Source organism: Sphingobium sp. HWE2-09, assembly GCF_035989265.1.
In the GTDB taxonomy this organism is placed as follows: domain Bacteria; phylum Pseudomonadota; class Alphaproteobacteria; order Sphingomonadales; family Sphingomonadaceae; genus Sphingobium.
In genome coordinates, this window is sequence record NZ_JAYKZX010000003.1 from 498,001 (window position 1) to 523,580 (window position 25,580).

General features: G+C 60.1%; 18 protein-coding genes and 1 pseudogene. 14 read left to right on the forward strand and 5 right to left on the reverse strand.

Annotated elements, in window-relative coordinates:
• The first annotated feature begins 146 nt into the window (after window positions 1–146).
• From U5A89_RS07900 to U5A89_RS07945, 10 genes are all read left to right on the forward strand, one after another.
• Entirely contained in the window at window positions 147–1,322 is a 1,176-nt protein-coding gene (locus tag U5A89_RS07900; protein WP_338160627.1) for a hypothetical protein, read from the forward strand.
• The gene (locus tag U5A89_RS07905; protein WP_338160628.1) at window positions 1,319–3,019 is read left to right on the forward strand and encodes a DUF1592 domain-containing protein; all 1,701 of its coding nucleotides are present in this window, start codon (window positions 1,319–1,321) and stop codon (window positions 3,017–3,019) included. The genes U5A89_RS07900 and U5A89_RS07905 overlap by 4 nt, the downstream gene beginning before the upstream one ends.
• A complete protein-coding gene (locus U5A89_RS07910) occupies window positions 3,019–4,368 on the forward strand; it encodes a DUF1552 domain-containing protein (RefSeq protein WP_338160629.1) in 1,350 nt (449 codons plus the stop codon). Before U5A89_RS07905 ends, U5A89_RS07910 begins: the two co-directional genes overlap by 1 nt.
• Window positions 4,369–4,463: 95 nt before the next feature.
• The gene (locus tag U5A89_RS07915; protein WP_338160630.1) at window positions 4,464–4,985 is read left to right on the forward strand and encodes a VOC family protein; all 522 of its coding nucleotides are present in this window, start codon (window positions 4,464–4,466) and stop codon (window positions 4,983–4,985) included.
• A gap of 151 nt (window positions 4,986–5,136) precedes the next feature.
• Window positions 5,137–7,557: a TonB-dependent receptor gene (locus U5A89_RS07920; RefSeq protein ID WP_338160631.1), complete on the forward strand. Its 2,421-nt coding sequence runs from the start codon at window positions 5,137–5,139 to the stop codon at window positions 7,555–7,557.
• 185 nt (window positions 7,558–7,742) lie between these two features.
• Window positions 7,743–8,222, forward strand: coding sequence for a c-type cytochrome (locus U5A89_RS07925; RefSeq protein WP_338160632.1), 480 nt, complete (start codon window positions 7,743–7,745; stop codon window positions 8,220–8,222).
• A gap of 3 nt (window positions 8,223–8,225) precedes the next feature.
• Window positions 8,226–8,897 (forward strand): cytochrome b/b6 domain-containing protein, encoded by a 672-nt coding sequence (locus U5A89_RS07930; RefSeq protein WP_338160633.1) that lies wholly within the window; start codon window positions 8,226–8,228, stop codon window positions 8,895–8,897.
• 88 nt (window positions 8,898–8,985) lie between these two features.
• Window positions 8,986–9,732: an SDR family oxidoreductase gene (locus U5A89_RS07935; RefSeq protein WP_338160634.1), complete on the forward strand. Its 747-nt coding sequence runs from the start codon at window positions 8,986–8,988 to the stop codon at window positions 9,730–9,732.
• 190 nt (window positions 9,733–9,922) lie between these two features.
• A complete protein-coding gene (locus U5A89_RS07940; RefSeq protein ID WP_338160635.1) occupies window positions 9,923–10,987 on the forward strand; it encodes a TolB-like translocation protein in 1,065 nt (354 codons plus the stop codon).
• Between the two features lie 10 nt (window positions 10,988–10,997).
• Entirely contained in the window at window positions 10,998–11,198 is a 201-nt protein-coding gene (locus tag U5A89_RS07945) for a hypothetical protein (RefSeq protein WP_338160636.1), read from the forward strand.
• On the opposite strand, the pseudogene U5A89_RS21345 reads toward U5A89_RS07945, so the two are convergent.
• The 3 genes and pseudogenes from U5A89_RS21345 to U5A89_RS07960 form a co-directional block, all read right to left on the reverse strand.
• Window positions 11,148–12,212, reverse strand: a pseudogene (locus U5A89_RS21345) (alpha-L-rhamnosidase-related protein); the annotation flags it as partial. The gene U5A89_RS07945 and the pseudogene U5A89_RS21345 overlap by 51 nt on opposite strands.
• Before the next feature lie 194 nt (window positions 12,213–12,406).
• Window positions 12,407–13,954 (reverse strand): M20/M25/M40 family metallo-hydrolase, encoded by a 1,548-nt coding sequence (locus U5A89_RS07955; RefSeq protein ID WP_338160638.1) that lies wholly within the window; start codon window positions 13,952–13,954, stop codon window positions 12,407–12,409.
• A 29-nt stretch (window positions 13,955–13,983) separates the two neighbouring features.
• Window positions 13,984–17,160, reverse strand: coding sequence for a TonB-dependent receptor domain-containing protein (locus U5A89_RS07960; RefSeq protein ID WP_338160639.1), 3,177 nt, complete (start codon window positions 17,158–17,160; stop codon window positions 13,984–13,986).
• A 381-nt stretch (window positions 17,161–17,541) separates the two neighbouring features.
• On the opposite strand from U5A89_RS07960, the gene U5A89_RS07965 reads away from it, so the two are divergent.
• The 3 genes from U5A89_RS07965 (at window position 17,542) to U5A89_RS07975 (ending at window position 19,898) form a co-directional block, all read left to right on the forward strand.
• Window positions 17,542–18,135: an RNA polymerase sigma factor gene (locus U5A89_RS07965; protein ID WP_338160640.1), complete on the forward strand. Its 594-nt coding sequence runs from the start codon at window positions 17,542–17,544 to the stop codon at window positions 18,133–18,135.
• A 241-nt stretch (window positions 18,136–18,376) separates the two neighbouring features.
• Window positions 18,377–19,090: a FecR family protein gene (locus U5A89_RS07970; RefSeq protein WP_338160641.1), complete on the forward strand. Its 714-nt coding sequence runs from the start codon at window positions 18,377–18,379 to the stop codon at window positions 19,088–19,090.
• 331 nt (window positions 19,091–19,421) lie between these two features.
• Window positions 19,422–19,898: a hypothetical protein gene (locus U5A89_RS07975; RefSeq protein WP_338160642.1), complete on the forward strand. Its 477-nt coding sequence runs from the start codon at window positions 19,422–19,424 to the stop codon at window positions 19,896–19,898.
• A gap of 174 nt (window positions 19,899–20,072) precedes the next feature.
• Here U5A89_RS07975 and U5A89_RS07980 read toward each other — a convergent pair whose 3' ends face one another.
• On the reverse strand, window positions 20,073–20,960 hold the full coding sequence (locus U5A89_RS07980; protein ID WP_338160643.1) for an SUMF1/EgtB/PvdO family nonheme iron enzyme: 888 nt from the start codon (window positions 20,958–20,960) through the stop codon (window positions 20,073–20,075).
• Complete coding sequence (locus U5A89_RS07985) at window positions 20,957–22,684, reverse strand: arylsulfatase (RefSeq protein ID WP_338160644.1); 1,728 nt, start codon at window positions 22,682–22,684, stop codon at window positions 20,957–20,959. The genes U5A89_RS07980 and U5A89_RS07985 overlap by 4 nt, the downstream gene beginning before the upstream one ends.
• A gap of 242 nt (window positions 22,685–22,926) precedes the next feature.
• On the opposite strand from U5A89_RS07985, the gene U5A89_RS07990 reads away from it, so the two are divergent.
• Window positions 22,927–25,254 carry a TonB-dependent receptor gene (locus U5A89_RS07990; RefSeq protein ID WP_338160645.1) on the forward strand — a complete coding sequence of 776 codons (2,328 nt, stop codon included), beginning with the start codon at window positions 22,927–22,929 and terminating at the stop codon, window positions 25,252–25,254.
• The last annotated feature ends 326 nt before the right edge of the window (window positions 25,255–25,580 follow it).

The window sequence follows — 25,580 nt, forward strand, 5'->3', positions numbered from 1 at the left end:
CTTCTGCCCATAAATGGGGTGGTATATGGCCGTCAACCAGATAGATTTGCGCAGACGAACAACCCATTCGGCATACGGACAAGAGGTTGTCGCTCATCGCGGATGCGCTGTGACGCGTGTCCTTCGAGATCGAGGAGAGGATGGACGTGGGTTTTGCTCATATCGTTCCGCCAGCGCTGGCGGCTGCCGGAATCATGGCTAGCGGCAGCAGTGTATGGGCGGCGGAAACGCGCAGCTTCATCATCGGGCCGATCTATATGCCGTCGGTCGAGGTGGACGAAAAATCCTGTCCGATGAAGCCCAAGAGCGCGATCGAGACTTTCCGCGATTCCCTTCCTCCCGAAGAACAGGCCAAATATATCGGTTCCGACAAAGCCCGCGGTCTGGGCGCGCTCATGGCCCAGCGGCTCGGCTTCAAGCGCGGTCCGATGGACGACACGCTGACGCGAGACAATATCGTGGAACGGCGTGTGATGAGCGGGTTTCCGGCGGGAAAGGGGGCGATCAGTTCCTATCCGCAGCGTCATCTCGCCTACGACCTCTGCACCAATCCGGAAGACTTTCCCACGCTGGCTGCGGGGCATCAGGATTATCTGGGCAAGGTCGGTTATGGCATCAATCTGGACGGCAAGGTCAGCAAGAATGATCTTATCGGCGTCGATGGAGAACAGGGCGTCGACAACGCCTGGTATCAAGCGGTCGGCTGCGCCAATATCGCGCGATCGCTGGGCGATCCCAAGGTTGGCGACAACGTCATCGTATCACGCCAGATCCCGACCTTGATCGAAATCACCGGCATCGATAATGATCGGGATGACGATGCGGTCATCGTCAATGTCTATGCCAGCGCGCGCGCCTTGGACCTGGACGCCGTAGGCAAGGCGCTGTCCTGGGCGAGCTTCAGGCCGATGCCGGACGAACGCTATACGGCCAGCGTCAAAGGACGGATCGTCAAAGGTGTGCTGTCAACGGACAGTTTCGACGTGAACCTGCGGATGCAGGAGTCGATCATCGATGCGTCGCGCGAATTGCGGGGCGCCCGCATCCAGGCGACGCTGAAGCCTGACGGTGGCATTGATGGCGGCTTCTACGGATATCAGACGCTGGCGAGCCTGGAGGATGCTTATGCGCAAGCCTCCACCATCGGCAGCGACATGATATCCTGCCCGGCCGAGATCAAATCGCTGCGGGCGCATGCGGATGGCTACAAAGATCCCAAGACGCGGCGCAACAGCGCGATATCCGTTGCCCTGCGCTTCAAGGCGGTGCCTGCTTTCGTGATCCACGAGCCAGAGGCAACTATGAAGGTAGCCAGCAAATGACGTTTATGGACAAGCCGTTCAACCGATGCGTGCAGGCCGTTTCGATACTGGCCATCGCCTTCGCGTGCCTTGGTGCTGCCGCTCAGGATGGCGAAGTGACGACGCCGGCAGCAGAAGCGCCCGATACGACGCCTCTGCTGCGGCGGCTGACCGAGGCGCAATACCGCGCCAGCATTGCAGACATATTTGGCGACGACATCAAGGTTGCCGGACGGTTCGAACCGGACTTGCGCGTGCAGGGGCTACTCGCCGCCGGTGCCAGCGCCGTATCCGTGACACCGGGCGGGTTTGAACAATATGAAACGATGGCCCGTTCGATCGCCGAGCAGATCGTCGACCCCGCCCATCGGGGCCGACTGGTCGGATGCGGCCCGACCGATGCCGATCCGGCGGGCCGCGCCTGCGCGACGGCTTTTTTCGAACGGGTAGGTTTCCGCCTATATCGGCGGCCGCTGGGTCCGAGCGAGGTCGCGCTGGCAGTGACGAACGCTGAAAACGCGCGCAAGCTGCTGGGCGGCGATTTCTATACGGGCGTCGGCGCGGCGCTTGCGGGCATGCTGTCCGGCATCGAGTTTATCTTCCAGATCGAAAATGACGTCGCCGATCCCAATCGACCGGGTGTCCGAACCCTCGACGCATGGTCGAGGGCGTCGCGACTAAGCTACTTGTTGTGGAACAGTACGCCGGACGCCGAACTGTTGCAGGCGGCGCAATCAGGCGCGCTGATGAGCGAGGCCGGGCTTGCCGCGCAGACGGACAGGCTCATGAAGTCGCCGCGTTTTGTCGATGGGGCGCGGGCGTTTTTCGACGATTATCTCCGACTCGAAGACCTCAATACGGTTACGAAGGACGGGCTGATCTATCCTGGCTTCCGCGCCAGTGCGACGGCCGATGCGCGCGAGCAGACGTTGCGGACACTGATCGACCTGCTGATCACCAAAGATGGTGATTTCCGCGACATGCTCACTACGCGGCAGATGCCGATCAACGGGATGCTCAGCCCGCTCTATCGAGCGCCGGTGGGGCGGCAAGACTGGACCATGGTGGAGTTCAAGGATGATGATCCGCGAGCAGGCATCTTGACCCAGGTCGCCTTCCTGGCTGGTCATTCGCACCCGGGGCGCAGTTCTCCCACGCTGCGGGGCAAGGCGATCCTGGAAATATTGCTATGCGAAGAGGTTCCTGCGCCGCCCGCCAATGTGAATTTCACGGTGGTGCAGGACGTCAGCAACCCCCAATATCTTACGACGCGTCAACGCGTGCAGGCGCATCTGGACGATGAGGAATGCGCCAGCTGCCACAAGCGCATGGACCCGATGGGCCTGGCGCTGGAGAAATTCGACGGCGCTGGTCAGTTTCGTGCCCAGGAAAATGGCGCACCGATCGATACGTTGGGCGAAATCGATGGGGTCAAGTTCGACGGCGCGGTTCAGTTGGGGCAAGCGCTTCGCGACAATCCCAAGGTGAAGTCATGCCTGGTGGAAACGGCGTTCCGCTATGCCGTGGGGCGGCAGTTGACGCCGTCCGATGACAGCATGTTGAGCCGCTTGAACGCCCGGTTCGCCACGAGCGGCTATCGCGTGCCCGACCTGATCCGCGCCATCGCGACCAGCCCCGATTATTATCGGGTCCATCGGGCACGGGGCAGCGCAACGCGCGTGGCGCAGGCCGCAACGCGTTCTGGAGGACATTTCTAATGGCTTTGAACACCACCCGCCGGGGCTTCATGCTGCGCGGCATATTGGGCGGCGGCGCGGTCGCTTTGGGCCTGCCTTTTCTCGACTGCTTCCTGGACGACAATGGTGAGGCGGTGGCCGCCACGCTGGGCGGCGGAAGGCTTCCGGTGCGCTTTGGCACCTGGTTCTGGGGCACAGGCGTGATCCCGGATCGGTGGGTGCCGAAAAAGGCCGGGTCTGGCTACGACCTTCCGCCGCAACTCGCGGCGCTGGCGGATGTTCAGCAGCATGTGTCCGTCCTTTCGGGCTTTTCCGTGCCGCTGGACGGTCAGTCCAACTCACCGCATTTTTCGGGCAATATCGCGGTGCGGACTGGCACCCCGGCTGAAGGCTGGCAGAAGATCGTCGCGCCGTCGCTGGACGTGCTGATCGCGGATGCGATTGGCGGGGGATCGGTGTTCCGCTCGCTCGACGTAACGCCGGATGGCAACCCGCGCACCAGCTATTCCTTCCGCGATGGCAATGCGATGAACGCCAGTATTCCGACCCCAATCGAAATGTATCAGAAATTGTTCGGCGCCGATTTCCAGGATCCGAACGCAGCCAACTTCACCCCCGATCCGCGTTATATGGTGCGCAAGAGCGTATTGTCCGGCGTCACGGACGAGCGGCGCAAATTGCTGCAACGGATCGGCGCTTCGGACCGCGCTCGCGTGGACCAGTATTTCACCTCCGTTCGGGAGGTCGAGCAGAAGCTGGCGATGCAGCTGGAAAAGCCGCCACGGGCGGAAAGCTGCCGCATCCCGGAAAAGCCCGCCGATGTGCCCGCCAGCACCGATATCGCCAAGCGCACCGCTGCGCACAAGGTGATGACCGACATGCTGGCGATGGCTCTGGCCTGCAACCAGACCAAGGTGTTCAACATGGCCTATTCCACCGCGCTGTCGGACCTCCGCAAGGACGGTTCGGCGACCGGCGTTCATCAAAGCACGCATGAAGAGTTGACGGATCGCAAGCTCGGCTATCAGCCGACCGTCGATGTCTTCGTCACGCAGACGATGTCAGCCTGGGCCGATTTCGTGCGCGCTATGGCGTCAGTGAAGGAGGGCGATGGCACGCTGCTCGATAACATGCTCGTCTTCGCGCATTCGGACGTCAGCTTCGGCAAGAACCACGACGTCAATGGCCTGCCGATGATGCTCGCCGGCCGGGCCGGCGGCAAGGTCAAGTCGGGCGTCCACATCAACAATGGCGGTGATTCAGTAACGCGGGTCGGCCTGACCTTGCAGCAGGTCATGGGCGTTTCCGCCGATGGATGGGGCACCGGTGCGAGCCACACCACGCGCACGTTAAGCGAAATATTGGTCTAGCGCTGAGATGCCCGGGGCGCACGATTATGCGGCGCTTAAGCAATAATTTTGGGGGATGCATGAGCAAGCAGAGATTAAGCGGACCGGAGAAAGAGGTGCGCGCGAAGACAAAGCGCAGCTATGGTACAGGGTGGAGGATCGGATCAATCCTGTTCGCGCTAGCTTGCCTGACCGGCTCGTCCTATGCCCAGCAATCCTCCGTCGTCGCTGCGCCGTCGTTCGGCTTTGTTGGCCTGGACGTGGCCGACATCGAAGCGGCCAAGAAATTCTACATCGACGGCGTGGGCATGAAGCAGGCGCTGGTGCTCAGCAAACCGACCGATCCTTTTCAAAAGATCGGCCTCAATTTCACGGGCGATCCGCGTTCGAGCGGGACGCTGCTGATCCTCATCCATTATGACAAGCCCAAGGCACCGCGCACGCAGCCCCCCGGCGGAATGGTGGGTATGCTGGTGCCTGACACGCACGCGGCGGCGGCGCGGCTGCGCGCCAATGGGTATCAGGTTCTAAGAGAACCTGCGGCGACCGACACGGGACCGGTCTTGACCAGTCTCGCCCGCGACCCGGACGGCTTGTTGGTGGAACTGAGTGAATATCGCGGGGCGCCTCAGCCATAACGCACTGTCCTGACAAGGCACGCCTTGTCGCTGCCGGCCCGAAGTCGGCCATGCGCCAAGGGAACTTCGCAGGAGGCAGAAGGCGCGTCGATCGACAGAATATCGACAAAATATAACGCCTGCCAAAGGGCAAAAACAGGGGAGAGAATATATGACTGATCGGTTCCAGCAGCGCACAATATGGCTTTGTTCCACGGCATTTCTCGTCATGGCGGTGCCGGGCGTGGCCCATGCGGAGCAGGATGGTGCGACGGTGGCGCAGGACCGCGGCAGTTCCGACCTCGACATCATCGTCACGGCTAACAAGCGCGAGCAGGCGCTGATCGACGTGCCGATGACCGTCAACGTCGCGACCGGCGCTCAACTGGAAAAGAACGCCCTGTTCAACTTCGAGGATATCGACCGGCTGGCGCCCGGTCTGGAAATCAACGATGACGGACGGAATACGACTACCGTTCTGCGCGGTATCAGTTTCGATCCCGACATTGGCGGGCCGAACACGATTGGCGTTTATTTCAACGAAGTGCCGATCGACATCAATGCAATCAGCGTGGGCACCTTCGATGTCCAACAGATCGAAGTGCTGCGCGGCCCCCAAGGTGTTTTGCGTGGGCGCACGGCGCCGGCCGGTGCGATAACGTTGACGACGCGGCGCGCCAACCTCAGTGAGAGCGAGGGGCAGGTTCGCGGATCGCTGACCGACAAAGGCGGCCGCAATGTGCAGGGCGGCGTATCCGTGCCGTTAATTGCCGACAAGCTGGCGTTGCGCATTGCAGGGTTGATCGACCGCACGCGCGGCAATTTCGTGCGCAATGTGACCAATGGCGAGCGTTCGTCAGGCCGAACCAACGCGATCCGCGCCACGCTGAGCTTCGCGCCGACGGAAAAATTCAGCGGCTCCGTCGTCTATCAATATTCGGATAATTTGACGAGGCAGGCCACCCAGGTGGCAGGCACGGGCAACCGACCAAGCCTGCTGTCGCCCTTCGTCAGCGGCCCAGCCATCAGCCCGTTCGATCGCCAGGGCGTGCAGGAAGCGCAATCGACCTTCGGCATCAAGACGCACATCGTCACAACGGATCTGAATTTCGATCTGGGAAATCATGACCTGCGCTTTGTCGGCGGATTTATCCGCAATACCGGTCTGAACAAGGCCGATCTGGATAGCGGAAACGCCGTCCAGAATTATTCGCAGTTCCTGACGGTGCCGATCGACAGCAAGGAATATACCGGAGAGTTGCGCCTTGATTCAAAGATGGACGGCATTTTCAACTATACGGTCGGCCTATTCTACAACAAGGTGAACAACCGCGGCATATCGCATTTCGACGTCACCTCTTTCTATGCCAACGCCGTTCCGCGTACGCCTTTCCCGGCGGCGATGGCGTCACTGCCGCTGCTGGCCGACGTCAATATCATCAACAACACGAGCGACCTTGCCGCCTTCGGAAATGCGCGGTTCGATTTCACGGATAAATTGCATGTGGAGGTCGGCGCGCGCTACACGATCAACAAGGCCCGCGCAGTCAGTTTCCTGACCGTCCGTTCGACTGGTGGCGTCGGATTCCTGTCGAGCGTTCCCGCCTTCGTCAACCCAAACAACCAGCAGACGGTCGACCCGGCCTTTGTGAAACAAAAGAACGAGCCGCTGACCGGCATGGCGAGCGTGACCTATGAATGGACGCCTGACCTCACGACCTATTTCAACTATGGCCGATCCTATCGACGCGGGTCCGCTGCGCTTGGCGTCACTTCGACGCTCGATTCCAGTCTGCTGGTGATCAAGCCGGAACGGTCCGACGCTTTCGAAGTCGGTATCAAGTCCCGGCTGTTCGACCGGCGGCTGTCGATCTCGCTTGCGGCCTATTACCAGAAATTCGACGGCTTCATCGGTCGCAATACCGTCCGTACCTCCGCCGCGCGCAACGGCGTGGTCGATTCCGGTCCGTTCGGTATCAACTTCAATGGCGATGCAGTCACCAAGGGCGTGGAGGCGGAAATCGCCGCGCGCGTGAACGACAATTTCGACCTCAATATCGGCGCGAGCTACAACAAGGCAAATTATACCGATGCGCTGGCACCTTGCAATGACTTCAATTTCGACGGTATTCCCGACACAGTCGGCACACCAGCCGTACCCGTCGGACAGCAGGTCAGCTTCTGCGTGCTCAATACGCGCCTGAACGACAATCCCAATTTCTCGCTCACCGCCAATGGCGATATCCACTTTCCTGTCGGACCAGTGGAAAGCTTCCTCCGCTGGAACTACAAGCACCGCCCCAGCGTCGCGCAACAGGGGACGGTGCCGTTTACGACGCCAGCGCAAAACCGCGTCGACCTGTTTGCGGGCGTCCGCGGTGGAGACAATCGCTGGGAAGTTTCCCTGTTCGTCCGCAATGTGCTGAACGAACGCAAGCTGTTGACGCAGGGCGCGGAACTTCAGGCCACCACATCCTATCTGGTGCGGCAACCTGCGGGATCGCCACCCTCGCCATCTTTCCTGTCGGGATATCGCGCCATCACGGTGAGCCCACCGCGCGAACTGGGCATAAGCGCTTCATTCAACTTTTAGATCGAACGAATTGGGAAGGTGCGTCGATGTTTCATGCAGCCGCTATTCCGGACACATCGACCACCGCATATTGCGTAGGCAGAGGCTATGAGATCATATGCAGATCGTGCCATTCCGGCGTGCACCTATCACGCCTGCGAAATATTATGCGTCCCGGCTATCGTTCTTCTTTGGAGTATTGATCGATGAAAAGTCTGTTTTGGACCGGAAAGAAACTGGCCGCCCTCGCCATTGTGGGGATGGCTGGCGCCGCCTGGGTGGCTGAAGCGGCGGCCCCGGCAATGATTGCCGCGGTGAACGCGCGCAAGGCCAATTACAAAGAGATTGGCGGCGCATTCAAGACGATCAACGATGAGATCAAGACAGGATCGCCGGATCTTGCGACCATACGTCCGCTGGCGAAGGACATCTTTACGCGCGCATCGGGGCAGCTCAAATTCTTCCCGCAGGGCAGCGGGCCACAGCCGGGGGTAAAGACCCGTGCGAAGGCGGAAATCTGGTCCGATCAGGCTGGCTTCAAGAAGATCCATGGCGACATGATCGCTGCGGCCGGAGCATTGCAGGACGCTGCAAATCGCGGCGACGTCGCGGCCATTACCGCCGCACGCACCAAATTGGGGGCGACGTGCAAAAGCTGCCACGACAAGTTCCGGGAGGCTGAATAAACTATGCCAGCGACCGGTCCCGCCGACGCAGCGCAGTCCGATCATCAAATCGGCTGGGATCTTCCCGTCCGGCTGTTTCACTGGCTCATCGTGCTGCTTATAGGATTTTCCTGGTGGTCGGCGGAACAGCGGCTGCTCGATTGGCACCGCTATTCGGGCTACGCCGTGCTCACGCTGATCCTGTTTCGGCTGGCGTGGGGATTTGGCGGAAGCGCCACTGCGCGCTTCTCCAACTTCGTCCGCGGCCCTTCCGCAGTCGGCCGCTATATGCGGCGAGACATGTTCAGCCGGGCAAAGCCGGTGACCATAGGCCATAATCCGGTGGGCGGATGGAGCGTGGTGGCCATGCTGGTCGCGATGCTGGCGCAGACTTTGCTCGGCTTGGTGGCGGTCGATGTCGATGGCATCGAGTCAGGTCCGCTGTCGGCCTGGGTCAGTTTCGAAACCGGGAGGCTAGCGTCGAACCTGCATGGCATAGTGTTCAACATTCTACTTGCGCTGATCGCGCTGCACGTTCTGGCTATCTTATTTTACCTCCTGCGTAAGCGCGCCAATCTGTTCCGGCCCATGTGGTTTGGACAAGGACGGGGCGCGCCCTCGGCATTGAGCCGTGCAGCAATCCTGTTGTTACTGTGCGCCGGGGCAGTGTGGGCGTTGGTCACCTACGGGGGATAGCCAGGCCGCAAGCCGGTGGCGATATCGAAATATTAGATTGACGGGGTTCGCCCGATGGCGGCGGACCTTGAAAACATATGGAGGATGTGTGGGCAGATTTACGAACAAGGCCGTCGTGATTACGGGCGGATCGAGCGGCATCGGGCTGGCAACGGCCCGGCGTGTCGTGGAAGAAGGCGGGCGCGTCCTCGTTACCGGATCGGACCCGGCCCGGCTGCAGGCTGTTCGCGCGGAAATGCCGACGATTGCTGTGTTGGAAAACGACGCATCTCGTCCGGAATCTGCCGATGCGCTGGCCGCTGAGGCGCGCCGCCTATTCGGTGAGATCGATGCGGCATTTCTGAACGCCGGGGTGGGAACGGGGGCACCGCTCGGGCAGCTGACGCCCGTAATGTATCGGCACCTTATGGACGTCAACGTCGGCGGTCCATTGTTCGGGATACAGGCGCTCGCGCCGGTCATGCGCGATGGCGGATCGTTTTTGATCACGGCGTCTATCGCCAAGGACAAAGGCATGCCGGCAAGCGCGCTCTATTCGGCCAGCAAGGGGGCGGTCCGGGCGATGGCGCGTGGCTTCGCACGCGAACTGTCGCCCCGCAGAATTCGCGTGAACACGGTCAGCCCTGGCCCGACCGAAACCGACTTCTTCAAGCGGCTGGGGCTACCGGACGAGCATATCGCAATGGTCGAGCAGCATATCGTTGCGACCAATCCGCTGGGGCGCATGGGCACGGCCGCGGAAGTGGCTGCGGTGGCGTTGTTCCTGCTGTCGGACGAGGCAAGCTACGTTACCGGCTCCGATTATTTCGTCGATGGCGGCGAAGCGCAGCTTTAGATGTGTGGGGTGCGGCCGGACATGTAAGAGCGTGGCGGCAGATCATCGTCCCGATCGCCGCAGCGTTCAAGCGATCCGACCAGGCTTTCACACATCGCAGGAAGTCCTGCTTGGCATGGGACGGCCACGGCCGGCATTCGACTTGGTGGGTGTGCCACGCTTTATCGGCATGAGGACAAGGACAAATTTAATGATGGTGAGACGTTTTCTAGCCGCGCTGGCGATAGCCGCGTTGCTGCCCTTCGCACTGTCAGCGCAAAGCTTCACGCGCGGCGATCCGGTGCCCGCGACGCTGCCTCTCGGCAACAAGGCGGGGAACCCTATTCAGGACATGCCGCCGGGCCAGCGATTGATCTCCGCCTTTGGCGAACGCCCCGTCTTTTCTCCCAAAGGTGACAAACTGGCCTTCATCGGCAAATCCTATGGCGATGCCTTCGAATATGACATGACGACGGGTCGGGTCCGCAACCTGACCGACCATGCGCCCAGCGAGGGTTGGTTGCGCGTCCATTATATGGGCGATGGCAGCTACGCTCTGCTCGGCCCTCGCATTCCTGCCAAGACGCGGGAGGAAACCCGGTTCGGCCGTATCCAGCTTTTCTGGATGGATGGGCAGGCGGGGCGTTCGCCGGTGCCGCTCGGCATCACGGTGTTCGAGGGTGTCGCGACCAGTCCGCGCAGCAACATGATTGCGTGGAGCCAGATGACGATGGCCACGGGCGGCAAGCCTGCCTCCACCACCGTCTATACCGGCCGCATCGTGCCACACGGCGGATCGGCGACGCTGGAAGATGTCCGCGAAATCGTCACCACCACCGAATGCTTTGTCGAGGCGCAGGATTTCCTGCCCGGCGACAAGGGCTTGCTGATGCCCTGCTATTATTATGGCCAGGGAACCGGGGCGCAGACGAAAGTCGTCTCCGTCGATTTCGCGACGCGCAAGATCACAGACTATCCCACACCCACCAGTCTCTATGGCGAAGTCGAAGGGATATTTCCCGATGGAAAGCGCACGTTGGTCGAGTGTGCGCAGGACCGGTCCAAGGGCATGGACATCTGCGTCCTCGACCTGGATCCCGCCCGCCCGCGCTACACCCGCATGACCAACATCGTGCAATATGGTGGCTGGAAATATGGCAATCCCGTCGTGCGGCCCGACGGCCGGATGATCGCGGCGCAGGTCGGCTCGGCGGACGTGATCGACGCCGGCGTGGGCCAGGGCATCGTGCTGATGGACCTGGCGCCCGGCTTTTAAGGCGAGGCGCATGGCGAAGGGCATTGGTGAGCGCGGCGGCCCGCATTTTGCGCGTGCCAACCCCTGCCAGGGTCATCCACGCCTGGGAAGCCATCGATATTTGTCCTTTAACGCCGCTGACAAACAGCTGCGCTTCGGGAGACCAGAAAGCTTTGATAGCCGCCGCTTCCGTACGCGCGATCTCAGCAGGAAAATCGCTGATATCTGCTGAACGGCCCAGCTTTTCGGCCAGCATCATCATCTGTTTCAGGGCATAGATATAGATGGCGTGGATCGCTGCGTTGCGGCTGAGCTGCGGATTCCAGTCGATGAAGGCCGTCACCCCCTTGGCCAGCCTGATCTGTCCATCCTCGCTGATCATCCCGCCGACAAGGCGGACTTGCGCGACCGCCATAAGCCATAGTTCTCGACCGAATGCCAGATCGCCGGTGGCATCGACATAGTCCGCCAGGGTGACGGGAAAGATGGCGCTGTAATCCATCATATATTCCGCGCCCTGCATGGGCCGGGGATATTCATAGACATTGGCGGGCAACAGGCCATCTGCTCGCGGGAAGGCCGCAAGGAGATAGAGGGATCGCTTCACAAGATCATTGTTCGGATACGTGACATAGCTTGTCAGCGCCTGGAGCCGAAGATCGCCCGTCCACAAACGCTGGTCGCGTCGTGGCCCATCCTCAAACACGGTTTGCATGCAGTCGCGCAGCGTCGCTACCGCCACACGATCCATGTCGTGCAGGTCCGCCGGCAATTGCTTGGGAAGCGCGGGCACCGTTCCAGTTGCTGATGTCACGGCATGGGCGCGGACATTATGAAACGCTATCTTACGTCCGATCGGCAGGCCAAGAAGCTCGATCTTCACGAACCGAAAGGCATAGCGCCTCGGCAGACGGAACGACGAAGGGACGACGTCGATCGTCACGATCTCTTCTGGCAGCCAGCTTTCGAACAGCCATCCTTTATACGGCTGGAACGGTTCCGCCACGTCGGAAATGACTTCACCAAAGATCAAGCGCAGCCGCACAGGCGCGCCGATCACGGCGCCGACATTCTCGATATCGAAGGACAGATGGCCGACACGATGGCCGCCGAAATCGATGATGAGCGCGTCGCCCTTTTTCTGTAACGATCGGGACGCGATCGCGTCTGCATCTCCGACTTTATCGATCCGCCAGCCCAACGGCTGTCCTGTATCCCTGATCGAATTTACGATGCCGACGGGCATCTGAACCAATATATTGAGGCGCGGCTTCAACTGCTCAGCCTTGTCCGGCCACCGTCGCGGTATTTCGGCAATCCGAAAGTGTCTCTGACGAATTCGCTCGCAGTTAACGCGCTTCAACGGGTCGTCCGGCTACTATCATAGCGAACGTAAAATCCTTCGTCCGAAGCCATCTATGTGAGCAGGAGACAATAACCTCACTTTTGATCAGAAACTGCGAAATCGGTGGTGAAAAGCGCGTACAGGCTCCGTACGCCAGTAGAAAAATTGCCGAGCCGCAGATTTTCGTTGGCCGCATGCTGGTTATTGTCGGCGTTGACCAGAGGGATCAGTAGGATGGGGACTTTCAGGCCATCGGCAAGCGGCTTCGTCGGCACCCCGCCGCCCATGATGGGAATGCGTACCGGCTCTTCCCCGAACGCATCGCGGAATGCTCTCGCGGCCCATTTGCCGACATCGGCGTCAAGCGGCGTCATCAAGGCCGGCATACCGCCGCCGCCCTTGATCGCCGCCAGGAACGGGAATGTAAGACGTTCTTTCTCGGTCGGCGTGTCGGCGACTAGATGATAGCCTTGGCCTTCCACCCATTTGCGGACCAGTGCGATCTGACGTTCGGGCGGTGTGCCCGGAACCGTGCGGGAACTGATACTGGCCGTCGCGAATGCCGGAATGACTGAACGCCGACTGCCGGGCTGACCCGATATCATCGAAGTGATGTTGAACGTTGGATAGTTCATCGCCTCCTGATAATTGTCACCGACCTTTTCGTTGCGGGCTATGCCGATACGGGCGCGGATCGCGGCTTCGTCGTCCGGTACGGCGGCCAGCACCTTCTTCATCGCCGGGCTCATATCCACCCCGTCATAATAGCCGGGAATGAGTACACGCCCTTCGCCGTCCCGCATGGTCGACAGCAGATGCGCCAGCGCAAAGCTGGGATCGGGCAGAAAATTGCCGAAATGCCCGCTATGTGCGTCATTATTGCCGGCGAATACGGTGAGATCGAAGCCTGTCCCGCCGCGATGGCCATATACCAGCGTCGGCCGATTGCTGGGGTGCATGGGGCCATCCAGCATGATCACAGCGTCGGCCTTGAGCAGATCGAGATTGTTGGCGACGACATCCTTCAGGGTGGGCGGGCCACCTTCTTCATGGGAATCGATGATGATCTTGATGTTGATCGCTGGGGTCTTACCCTGTGCCTTAAGGGCGTCCATCGCAGCCATCAACATCATGATCGGCGCCTTGTCGTCGGCCGCCGAGCGGGCGAACAGCCGCCATTCCGGTTCGATCGCGCCACCTTTTATGATCATCTCTATCGGGAGGGACGTGAATGTCCCGTCCGCACCCTTTTGTTTCAGGACCGGCTGAAACGGATCTGGCTGGTCCCAATCCTTGGGGAAGACGGCCTGGCCATCCATATGGGCATAGAACAATATGGTCTTGCGCTTGGGCGACGGATTGGCGGTCTGGGCGAATATCATGGGTGTCTCGCCATCTTCCAACTGGCGCGCTTCGAACCCGTGTCGTCTGAAAGCCGCCTCCACCCAGTCCGCATTCTTCCGCATGTCTGCGGTCGATTTGTGCATGACATTGGGCAGCTGCAGGAATGCGACAAATTCAGGCAAGGCGCGGTCTGCAGCCGTCTGCGTCGCCGCCGCCTCCTTCGGGGGCAGCGCAAAGGCCGTACAGGGAAGGGCCAACGCGATAAGGCAGGTCGACAAGATTTTGGAGGCGATGGCCATGTTGCTTCCCATGCTGATGGACGACTGTATCAAAAGGACTTGCGAACGGTCGCATACCAGTAGCGCCGCTGCGGCTGGTAGAGCGACGCCAGATAGCCGCTCGTTGCAAGGGGTGGACGCTCGTTCGTAAAGTTGCGGACGCCAAGCTGAATCGAGGTCGATCCGCCCAGCCCGTCCTTCTTCATCATATATTGGGCGTAGAGATTGCCGGTCATCTGCGAGTCCACCACATAGGGATTGGCACTGGCGTCGAAGACCGTCGATTGTTCGACCGACCCGATATATTGGGTAAATAATCCGACCTGGATCGGCCCCTTGTACCAGGTCAAGGTGCCCGAATAGCGCCAGCGCGGATGCCCGTCTTGCCGCACCAGATCGGCAGCTCCGGTGACCCCGATGGCCGCGTTGATGTCGCCACCTGCTATCGCATCGAGCAGCGATTGCACCTGCGCGGAAGGGGACTGATAATATTTGATCAGCTTCGACGCGTTGAAACTCAGCGTGAAGCGCCCGATGGACGTGGGGGGCGATGCATAGTTGAATCCGAAATCGATGCCCTGCACGTCGAGCGGCAGCAGATTTTCATAACGGGAATCGACGTAGAGTATGTCACCGGTCGGTGCGATGCCCGTACCGGCATAACGCGCTATGTCGTCCGCAGTGGCCGCGGCGCGCACGACATTGGGATTGCTGGAACCGTTTACGCGCGCGAGATAATCGAGAGCGATTTCCGTTGCGTCCGACAATATTCCCACGGACCCTTTCTGCTTGATCCGCCAGCGATCGACCGTGAGCGTCACCTTGCCCAGTCCGCCTGGCAGAGGCGGGGTCAATACCGTGCCGAGCGACCAGCTCGTCGATTCCTCGGGCTTCAGGTCGCTGTTGCCGTCGCGACGCTGCTGCACGGCAAAGCTGCGCGTACAGGCGGAAAAACTGCTGATCCGCCTGGCGCGCAGGTCCGCCTCGCACTGGACATAGTCGGTGCGGCTATTCACGCCTTCGGACACCGGTGTGTTGATGACTTCCAAGTTGGGCGCCCGGAAACCTCCAGATATGGACCCACGTAACCGGATGCCGTCCAGCAGATCCCAGAAGCCGGCCAGTTTGGGTTTGGCGACGTCGCCCACATCGCTGTAGCGTTCATAGCGGCCCGCAAGCTGAAATTCGAGGGCGCGGAACATCGGTATTTCCATCTCGGGCGTAAAGACCGGAACGGCGAGTTCGGCATAGGCCGAAAACACGGTCCGCTTGCCATAAATGTCGGGCCGATAGCTGGCGCCCAGCAGATCGCTGGAATAGCGGACACCCGTTACGGAATCGACGAAGGGCGTCGATCCATCCTGCAGCGCGTCGCGATCATCCTTATAGGTTTCGCGACGCAATTCGATACCCGCGGCGATCCCGATGGGTGCGCCCCAGATGTCGATAAGCTGCGCGTTTGAAACCTTGGCGTCCCACAAGGCCAGCGTCGTCTTGTTGCGCCTGGTCGATGTGACGATGAACGAATCGATCGTCGCCTGGCTGGACGGCGTGGTATCGGCCCCGCTGGGGTTGGTGGGATCGCCGCCGTTGAAGGGATTATAGGCGTCGGCTGTGGTACGATTGATTGCAGCTTGCAACAGGCTATTGCTGATGGCGTCTCCGGAATCCTTGACCGTGGCTTCCGAATATAGTGCCGCAGATTCCCAATCCCAGTTGCCGATCTCGCCCTTCAGGCCCGCGAGCAGGCGATATTGCTGGTTGGTCACATTGACCTGTCGCATACCCGCGTCGCGGATCGACAGGTTGACGGTCGACAGGTTCAGCCCGCCTGCGGGCGCATCGATGCCAGGCAGACGGTTAGCAGAGCCGACGGCCCCAAACGGGTTCCAATAGGCGCTCGCGGCAATCGTGATCGGCGTGGTGGCCAGAAGCGTGCCGGGGGTCGTGTACCCCTTAGACTTGGCGCGATAATATCCAAGTTCGCTGAAGAATTTGATGCTGTCGTTCAACTCGTAGTTGACGAAGGCGAACAGGTTGAGACGGTTGGTCGATGGCGTGACGGTGATGTCGGGAAAAGCCGCATTGTTATCGGCCCGCAGGTTCCTGTCGCCCGCGCCAGTGATGACGCCGTCGTCGATGCAGATGCCGGGTGCCGTGGACAGGTTGATCTGGCAGCCCGCATTGCTTTGCGGCTGGATGTGAAAGACGCCGGCCGCGCTCGTGACCAACGTGCCGTTGCTGCGTACCGCCGATCCATTCTGCGTGCGGAAGGCACCCCAGGACGAACTGGTCGAACGCGTATCGAACGCCGTGTTGCCCGCAAAGGCCGTGCCTTCGACCAGAGATCGCAAATCGTTAGTGGCGGTATAATCCTGGTCACCTACCGCAAGGCTGGTCCGGCGCGTAAAATTGGCCATCAGACTGATATTGCCCCGACCCGCCGCAAAATCCGAACCATATTTGCCGTTCAACTGAAACTCGCGGAGGCCGGTGCCTTCGGCGCCGCCATAGGTCGCATCCATCGACAGGCCGGTATAGTCGGTCGACAGCACATTGTTGACCACACCGGCAACAGCGTCGGAGCCATAGAGCGCCGCCGCGCCATCGCGCAACACTTCCACCCGCTCCAGGCCGCCGACCGGCACGGCATTGATGTTGTAGGTCAGGACCGGCGTACCGTTGCTCGTCTGCGACGTGGGATGCAGCACCATCCGTCGGCCATTCAGCAGGACCAGCGTATTGCCCTGTTCCAACCCGCGCAAGCTGACGGAGGCGACGTCGCCCCGCGCCGCATTGGGGCTGCCCCCGCCCAGCGTCTGCTCGTTGAATGTCATGTCGCTGGCCTGGGGCAGGGTACGAAACAGGTCGTTGGCCGAAACGGCGCCAATGGCTGCTATGTCATCCTTGCCCACGACCGATACGGGAAGGGCGCCGGTCGTTTTCGCGCCGCGAATCTGGCTGCCTATCACAACGATTTCGTCGATGGGCGGAGCGGGCGCTTCAGTGGCGGCTGGCATCATGCCAAGGCTGGGCTGCAATGCGGCAAGCTGGACGGGTTTCGCCAGCGAGAAGCGCGAAACTGCCAGCATCTCGCCCTTGCGCGCGGTCAGGGCGATCACCTTGCCCCGGATGGACGCGATCCGCAGCGGGGTGTCGGTGAGCAGCAGATTGAGCGCGTCCTCCGCCGATAACGAACCTGACAGCGAGCGGGACTTGAGGTCCATGACGCTCCGCGATGGAAAGAGCAGGCGATAGCCGGACTGCTTGGCAAATAGTTGCAAGGCCGCCGAGACAGATTGGGACGGTATGCTGAACTGATGATCTTCGGCATTGGCCTGAAAGCTGACAATGGATGTCGCAATGAATGCAGTGCTCGCCAAAATATGGCGCAGCGAAATACGGTATGAATGTCGCATAGAGTGTGATCCCCCATTATCACCTCTCCGACTTTTCTGTTTTGTTGGTTCTCACTCCATATTGACGGTCCATTTCCCAACTCCCCCCACAGGCGGCGCGAAAATTATTGAATTTTTGTGACTGGACATATGCCTGCGCAATCGCTTCCTTCGTGGCGGGAGGGGATCGGCTTTCCAACGGGGGTATGCGTGGACGATCCATCAGAAAAGACCAGATGGTTTCAGGATGTGATCCTGCCGTCGCGCGGCCTGTTACGGCGTCGCCTGCGCAAGATTCTGCCGGGGCATATGGATTTGGACGACATCGTCGCAGAGGTTCTGATGCGGGCCTATGCGGTGGACGATTGGCGGCAAATCCGCAACGGCCTGGCCTTTATGCACCGGATCGCCCGCAATCTGTTGATCGATCAGGCGCGAAGGGAAGCGATTATTTCCTTCGACTATATGGCCGATCTGGATGATCTGGGCAAAACTGTCAGTTATGACGGCATGCTTAATGCCCGCGACGAATTGCGACGCCTGGAAAATCTTGTGAAAAAGCTGCCGATGCAGCAAAGACGCGCATTCATGCTGCGCCGGGTCGAAGAATATTCGGTCGCTGATGTGGCAGCGGAGATGGGTTTGTCCGTCTCTACAGTAGAGAACCATTTGAGCCGGGCTCTCGCCTCGATCGCCCGTGGAACGATGGACAGCGAAAATCATGATGCCGAACACACCCCTGCCAGACAAAACACAAAGACGGAAAATCGAGGCGGAAGCCGCGCGTCTGGTCGTCCTGCTTGACGGGTGCGATGATCCCGCCGATCGTGCGGCAGCGCAGCAATGGATCGCAAGCCATCCCTATCACGGGGTCGCCTATGCAGCCGCAGCGGATGTCTGGTTGAAAGGAGAGCGTCTCCGGCTGAGAGGGGATGAGTTCTATGTCGAAATCGATGACGAGGCCGCCGCCGATATGGCGAGCGATCCTCGAAAGGCGCATGTACCAGGCGAGAACACCCCCCATCCTGCCATTTCCCGCCGGGGGATGACCGCCGCCCTTCTGGGTGCTGCGGCCGCCACAGTCGCTGGCATCGGGCTTGCCGGGCATTTCCGCCTGTGGGGCGACCATCGCGCCACGCAACTGGGGCAACGGGAAACCGCGCAACTGTCCGACGGATCGTCCATTGCCATGAACAGCGATACCAGTCTGGACGTCCTTATCAACGGCAGTCAGCGCAAGGTGCGACTACTGCGCGGCGAAGCGATGTTCGATATCGCCAAGGACGTTCATCGCCCTTTCTACGTCGACCTGGGCGACAGCGAAATCAAGGTGCTGGGCACGAAGTTCAACATCCGGCGTCGGGATGGCGTGACCGAACTGGCGGTGACCGAAGGCGTCGTTCTGGTCGCGAACAAGGGTGCTGATCCGGTAAAGGTACACGCCGGATCGTCCGCGTTCATCCGTCCGGGCATTGCGACGTCGATCATCACCGACCCCGGTATAGTGCAGCAACGTATAGCTTGGACCGAGGGCTTCCTGGAGTTCGAGGAAGAGCCGTTGGAGGAAGTGGTGGAGGAATTCAACCGATACCGGAAGATCCCGTTGACGATCGGCGATCCGCGTATTGCAGGGACATTGATTACTGGTCGGTTCGGCCTGAACGAAGGGGACGAATTCGTTCTGGCCTTGGAAAGCAGTTTCGATATCAGGGCTTCGAAAGGTGCGAATGGATCGGTAGTCCTGCTTCAATCCGATTGAGGTTCGTGAAATAGATTTCCGCCTTCAGGCAAGGTTTTTTCGCAACTGCTCCGTTGCCAGCGGAATGCAGGGCGCAAACCCTTTGCTCTCGCTTTTCACTTTACCATTTCGGCGGTTGGACAGCATCGCCAGCTTAGCCTGCCGGGAATCACAAGTTAGGCGCGGCTCGATAGCTATGGCCCTAAGCATAGGATCTCATAGCGACGACCAGTATGATACGGTCGACATGTAGATTGGCTCCTGCGCGGGATCATCTGGCGGTGTCGCGGGGGTACGTCGATCTGTTCCGATGTAGAGGACCATCACGCAGGCGACATGGAATTCACGTGTGATGTATGAACTAACCACGCAGGGAGCCGTGCAGGAGCGGGTCGGCGTGCCGTCAGCGATGGCCACTACGAAGATGATAACGCACCTCGACCCAGGCGCGCTGACCTGGATCGCCGTGGCTACAGTGATGGTAGCCACCTTGGTTCATGACGATGACATCGACATTGTCATCGGAAGGGGGGATCCTCTGGGTGGGGCTGTCGGCGACACGATGGCGCCCCGGCTCCTATGCACCTGGCTTGACACGCCGGAGCGACTTGCGCCTGGATCGGGATTTGGATCGATCTTCCTTGTCCCTTCACTCGATGAGATGTTGCGCGTGATAGACGGCGAAGGCGGAACAGGGCGCGCCATGCACCTTCTGGCAAACGAGACAATGTCACAGACCAGCCCGCGAAGGATCGCCTCGCGCCGTGAACCTGGGCGCACCGCAGGCGCCGCCGCCCGACAGTTCCGGATCTACGATGCTCATGTCTGACCAATGCGCGACGGGGCGGAAAGGCTCGAACAGCTTGGAACTATTGAGCCATTGCATCGGGATGTGGGGGAATGGGCGAAAGCTACACATTATGCCCGCCAGATCCGACAGCGGTCGGCATCCCTGATGAACCAGCGTCAGCCAGATCGACTTACCTCTCCCCCATTATGCTCCTCAGCCTTCAGCAGCCGTTTGCGTTCTGATCGTCCTGAACCCGATATGGGAGGTGCCGAGGTCCAACTCCTGCGCCTGGAATGCGGCGGGCCTGAAATTGGCGCAGTAGTTCATCGCACATAGATAGGAGCCACCCTTGATCAAGCCGTTCCGATCCCGCTGCTCGCTGGTCCATTCCCACACATTGCCGACCATGTCGCGAAGACCAAAACCATTGGCCTCGAAGCAGCCAACCGGTGCCAGTCCGACATAGCCGTCCTTACCAGTATCGCGGACGGGGAAGACACCCTGCCAACTGTTCGCCGTCGGACGGCCTTCACGATCATAGGCCCAGCTTGCAGGATGGCGAGGCTCACTTTGCTTGCCTCGCGCGGCGCGCTCCCATTGCGCTTCGCTCGGAAGCGTCGCGCCAGCCCAGCGCGCGTAGGCCCAGGCATCCTCATAGTCGACATGTACGACGGGCCACTCCTCGCGACCCGAGTTGTCGCTCCCGGGTCCATCAGGATGCTTCCAGTCAGCGCCCTTGCGATAGTTCCACCAGTTGGCCGCATTGTTGAGATCAACTTGGCCAAGCGGCGACACGAATATGGCAGAACCGCCCGCGCGTTCAGCCGCAGTCCGATACCCGGTAGCGGCGACGAAATCTGCAAACTGCCGATTGGTCACCTCATGCCGGTCGATCCGGAAGGCAGCGACAGCTACCTTCCGTCCCGGCTTTCCTTCTCCATCCTCGCCCAGAAGCACGGTGCCGGCAGGAATAAGGACTCGTCCATCCCGGCTATCGCATCGCGCACCCCGGACGGGAACAACAGGCGAGGATGCCCCCAGCAAGGGCAACGCGGCGGCGAATAGAAACGTCGCCCGCCCGATCCGCCGCTTCAGGCTCATTTCTTCGCACCGTCCTCGGAAGGAACGACCACGCCCTTGTCTTTGGCATAGCTATTCCAGTCAGCGACCAACTCCTGCAGCTTTGCAGGTTCGCTGGCGGCAAGGTCATTAGCTTCGGCCGGATCACGCGCGACGTTGAACAACTGCCAGGCGCCCGTCCCGAAGCCGCCGCGTGGATAGGCACTACCGGACTTGGGCAGGTACACCGCCTTCCAGTCGCCTTTGCGCAACGCGCGGCGGTAGAAGAGTTCGGTGCCCACCGCTTCGCCCGGCTGACGCACATTTGCCTCGCTACCGCTCAACACGGGTACAAGGCTATGCCCCTGGAATGGCAGAATGGCGCGTCCAGCGAAGCTGGCGGGCTGGGTCTGGCCAGCAAGGTTGAGCAGGGTCGGCGCAATGTCAGTGACGTTGAGAAAAGCGTTGGCAATTCGTCCGCCTGCAACATGCGGCCCCGCGGCGAACGCAGTCACGCGGGTGCCGCCTTCGGTCGGATAGCCCTTGACCAGCCAGGATGGCGAACTGTTCGCCTGGGCCCATCCAGGACCATAGCCGAGATAGCTATTGGCGGCGCCGATATTGCCCAGGCTATTGTCGATGCCAAGCTTCGCCGCACGTTCCGGCTTCAAAACCGCCTGATGAGGCGCATCGATGACATTGCCTTCAGGGCCATTGTCGGCGAGGAAAATGATCACCGTGTCCTCATATTTTCCGAGGTGCTTGAGGGTCGCCACCACGCGGCCGACATTCTGATCCATGCGGTCGACCATCGCGGCGTAGACTTCCATCTTACGCGATTCCACGGCCTTTTCTTCGGCGCTGAGCGACGCCCAAGGTTTCACATCCTGCCATTGATGCGGCTGAATATCAGCAGGTACGAGGCCGAGTTCCTTCTGGCGCTTCAACCTTGCATCGCGAAGTGCCTCATAGCCGGCATCATAGCGCCCCTTATATCTGGCGATATCTTCCGGCGGCGCTTGGATCGGCCAGTGTGGTGTGGAATAAGGCAGATAAGCAAAGAAGGGGCGGCCATCCTTTGCGCCTTCTTCCAGAAAGCCGATCAGCCGATCGGTAAAATAGTCGGCAGAAAAGCGCCCCTTGGGATAGGATACGACCTTGCCATTGTCGCGATAGGTCGGGGACGCATCGATCGCCTTCCATGCAGCATTCTGGTCAGCACCAAAATGATTGCCGAGCCCTTGAAGCAGAGCATAGGATCGCTCGAACCCGCGCGCGGCAGGCCCCCGTTCAGGGGTCAGGCCCAGATGCCATTTCCCCGACATGAGCGTACGATAGCCGCCCTCATGCAGCAGCTCTGCGATCGAAGCCACCCGATCGTTGAGATAGCCTTCATAGCCGGGCTGCCCGGTTTGGTCGGGCTGAAGGGTTTCAGCCATGCTGCCAAGACCCGCCTGATGATTGTCGACGCCGCTGAGCAGCATCGAACGGGTTGGCGAACAGGTCGGTGCCGTGTGGAAGCCTGTGAACCGCACACCTGCAGTGGCGATAGCATCCAGATTGGGGGTGGCGATCTCCCCGCCGAAGGATCCCAGGTCCGACCATCCCAGGTCGTCGGCGACGATCAGAAGGAAATTTGGTCGGTGGGCTGCGGGGGCCGGATCAGCGCTATTCTTTGCGACAGGGGCTGACTGGGCTTTCGCGACGTTGCCGCACGACAAGGCGGTGGCGGCAAGCAAAATGGCTGATTTCAAGAATTTACTCATCCGGCATCTCCAGGGTTGAGTGGCGCGTCTGGCGGCCGAACTAAGGCAACAACCCTGGAAATCCGAAGCAATCAATTGTCTATGACATTGATAGAAAAACTGTCTGGCGAGACGTCCAATAATATCTCTACTCGCTGACTTGAGAATCAATCAACCGTTCAGATGCCGTGAAAAGGGGTTTCATGACCGTCCTCCATTCGTCTTCCATCCTTGCTCTTGCAGCCGCCCTTGCTCCGATTGCGGTGCCTCAATCCCATGCGGCACAGAATGAAGCCGTGATCACCGCTACGCCTGCAGAGGCGCTTTACGAGGGCGGTGCCATCATCATCACGGCGCGCCGGCGTAATGAGAAAATCCAAGACGTGCCGGTCGCGGCGAACAGCTATGGCGGCGAACAGCTTGCGGCGACACGCACCTACAATCTGCGCGACCTTCAGGCGTTGAGCCCCAGCCTTGTGGTGACGGTCACCAATCCACGTAACACCAGCATCAACATTCGCGGCCTGGGCAACAATGTCTCGGTCTACAATGACGGACTTGAGCCGGCAGTCGGCGTCTATATGGACCAGGTCTATCTCGCCCGGCCAGGCCAGGCAGTCTTCGACCTTGCCGACATCGAGCGGATTGAGGTTCTGCGCGGCCCCCAAGGCACCCTGTTTGGCAAGAACACGTCCGCCGGTGCGGTCGTGATCACGACCAAGTCGCCGACCTTCGATCCGGAAATCGGCGGTGATCTGACCTATGGCAATTATGATTTCCGCCAACTGCACGCCTATGCGAGCGGCGCGCTGATCGACGATAAGCTGGCTGCGCGCATCTATGTTTCGAAGACGGATCGGGATGGCTATGTCTCCAACCGCTATGACGACAGCAAGACGCAGGATTATCACGATTTCGGCCTACGTGGGCAGTTGCTCTTCACGCCGACGAACAATTTCAAGCTGCGGCTTATTGGCGACTATGGCTTCCAAAAGCAGCAGACTGCCGCCGCCGTCCTGACCGGCGTCATCCGCAGCTACGACAATGGCAGCAATTTCGCGAACAACTATACTGATCGGACCACGCGGTTGGGTGTTCCGGTCGTCACCGATGCGCCAAGTGAACGCATCGTCGATGTGAACGGCAACCCTCGCTACAAGATGCGCCAAGGCGGCGTGGCGGCCATTGCGGACCTCACTCTGCCGGGCCATTCGCTGACATCCGTCACCTCCTGGCGCCGGTGGGACTGGTATCCCCATAATGATGGCGACAGCACCCGCCTTGATGCCGGACGGGATTTCCATCAGAGTAACAACCAGCAGCAGTTCAGCCAGGAGTTGCGCATCGCTTCCGAAGGCGAGCGCAGGGTCGATTATATCGCTGGTCTTTATTATCTGTGGCAGTCGATCAAGGCCGAAGCACTCAACGCCTATGGTGCTGACGCGGCAGCCTGGTTCCTGGCGCCGACCGTCGATCCGACGGTCGGCGCCGCAGCGCTCAACAATTACACCGTTCTCAGCCATTCGAAGCCCGTCACGAACAGCTATGCCGCCTTCGGCCAGACGATCTGGCATATCACGCCCACGATCGACCTCACTACGGGCCTGCGCTACACCTATGAAACCAAGACCGGTTGGTTCGATCAGGAGGCGACGGGGGCGGACCTGAGCGGTCTGACGACCGCGCAGCAGGCCGCGGCGCAGGCGATCCGCGCTCGCTATGGCGTCGCCAACTATTATGAGGCCAGGACGAAGGAAGGTCGCCTCTCAGGTCAGGCGACATTGTCCTGGAAGGTGACCCCAGACGCGCTGCTCTACGCCACCTATGGTCGCGGCAATAAATTTGGTGGGCTGAACCTTGCCAACATCGTCACCACCGGTCAGTTCGCCGTCGATCCCGTCATCAAGCCGGAAACGATCGACAGCTATGAGCTGGGCGTCAAGACCAGCTGGCTGGGCGGCAAGCTGATAACGAACCTCGCCGGTTTCTGGACCGACGTCAGCGACTATCAGACGACGATCATCGACACTGCGCCCGACCGCAACAATATTTCCTACTTCACCAATGTCGGGAAGGTTCGCACGCGCGGGTTCGAAGGAGATGTCCGCGTCACGCCCACGCCATGGCTCTCCCTCTATGGCTCGGGTACCTACACCGATGCGCAATATGTCAGCTATCCTAATGCCCCATGCCCGATCGAAACGACAGGCGTCACGTCCTGCAATCTGTCGGGCGACCGGCTACCCGGCGTGTCAAAATGGGCGTTCTCCGCTGGGGGCGAGGCAAAAGCTCCAGTCGGCAATCGCCTTGGGCATGACGCGGAATTCTATACGGGCGCCGATTTCAGCTTCCGTTCCAACTTCTACACGACGGCCAGCCTGTCGCGCTATTCGCTCATTCCTGGCTATAGCCTGCTGAACGCGCGGGTCGGCGTGCGCGCGCGGGATGGCGCGCTGGACCTGCAAGTGTGGGGCCGCAACCTCTTCAATAAGGGCTATTTCCAGAGCTTATCGGCCGCCAATACGGGGGCGATCACCGGGACGCTGGGTGATCCGCGCACCTATGGCGTGACGCTCCGCACGCGTTTCTGACGCTCAATTGTTGAGTAGTGGAGCCTTGCAATACATGGTCATGGCTCCACCATCCGTTCAAAAGCGTCAATCGACGGAAGAAAAAAGCAGCCGGTCTGCTGCTAGGATTACCAAATCAGCGGTTTAAGACTAAAAAGCGTTCATATCGGTAGCCCGGAAGTGGTGCAAAACCGCCATTCGCCGATACCTTGGCTAATGACGGTCTGCGCAAAAGCGGCGGTTAAATCCCATTCTTTTTTAAATGCAACGGCTAAGCGAATGCCGAGATTTGGCTCAAAGTACCGTTCCTAAAAAAGGAACGGTGAGTGCCTATATGGATAGCTAGT

Excerpts from the sequence above, each read along its gene's own strand:
- U5A89_RS07905 (WP_338160628.1), top strand. The coding sequence starts at position 1,319 with ATGACGTTTATGGACAAGCCGTTCAACCGATGCGTGCAGGCCGTTTCG.
- U5A89_RS07910 (WP_338160629.1), top strand. The coding sequence starts at position 3,019 with ATGGCTTTGAACACCACCCGCCGGGGCTTCATGCTGCGCGGCATATTG.
- U5A89_RS07920 (WP_338160631.1), top strand. The coding sequence starts at position 5,137 with ATGACTGATCGGTTCCAGCAGCGCACAATATGGCTTTGTTCCACGGCA.
- U5A89_RS07925 (WP_338160632.1), top strand. The coding sequence starts at position 7,743 with ATGAAAAGTCTGTTTTGGACCGGAAAGAAACTGGCCGCCCTCGCCATT.
- U5A89_RS07930 (WP_338160633.1), top strand. The coding sequence starts at position 8,226 with ATGCCAGCGACCGGTCCCGCCGACGCAGCGCAGTCCGATCATCAAATC.
- U5A89_RS07940 (WP_338160635.1), top strand. The coding sequence starts at position 9,923 with ATGATGGTGAGACGTTTTCTAGCCGCGCTGGCGATAGCCGCGTTGCTG.
- U5A89_RS07945 (WP_338160636.1), top strand. The coding sequence starts at position 10,998 with ATGGCGAAGGGCATTGGTGAGCGCGGCGGCCCGCATTTTGCGCGTGCC.
- U5A89_RS07955 (WP_338160638.1), bottom strand. The coding sequence starts at position 13,954 with ATGGCCATCGCCTCCAAAATCTTGTCGACCTGCCTTATCGCGTTGGCC.
- U5A89_RS07960 (WP_338160639.1), bottom strand. The coding sequence starts at position 17,160 with ATGGACCTCAAGTCCCGCTCGCTGTCAGGTTCGTTATCGGCGGAGGAC.
- U5A89_RS07970 (WP_338160641.1), top strand. The coding sequence starts at position 18,377 with ATGACCGCCGCCCTTCTGGGTGCTGCGGCCGCCACAGTCGCTGGCATC.
- U5A89_RS07975 (WP_338160642.1), top strand. The coding sequence starts at position 19,422 with ATGTATGAACTAACCACGCAGGGAGCCGTGCAGGAGCGGGTCGGCGTG.
- U5A89_RS07980 (WP_338160643.1), bottom strand. The coding sequence starts at position 20,960 with ATGAGCCTGAAGCGGCGGATCGGGCGGGCGACGTTTCTATTCGCCGCC.
- U5A89_RS07985 (WP_338160644.1), bottom strand. The coding sequence starts at position 22,684 with ATGAGTAAATTCTTGAAATCAGCCATTTTGCTTGCCGCCACCGCCTTG.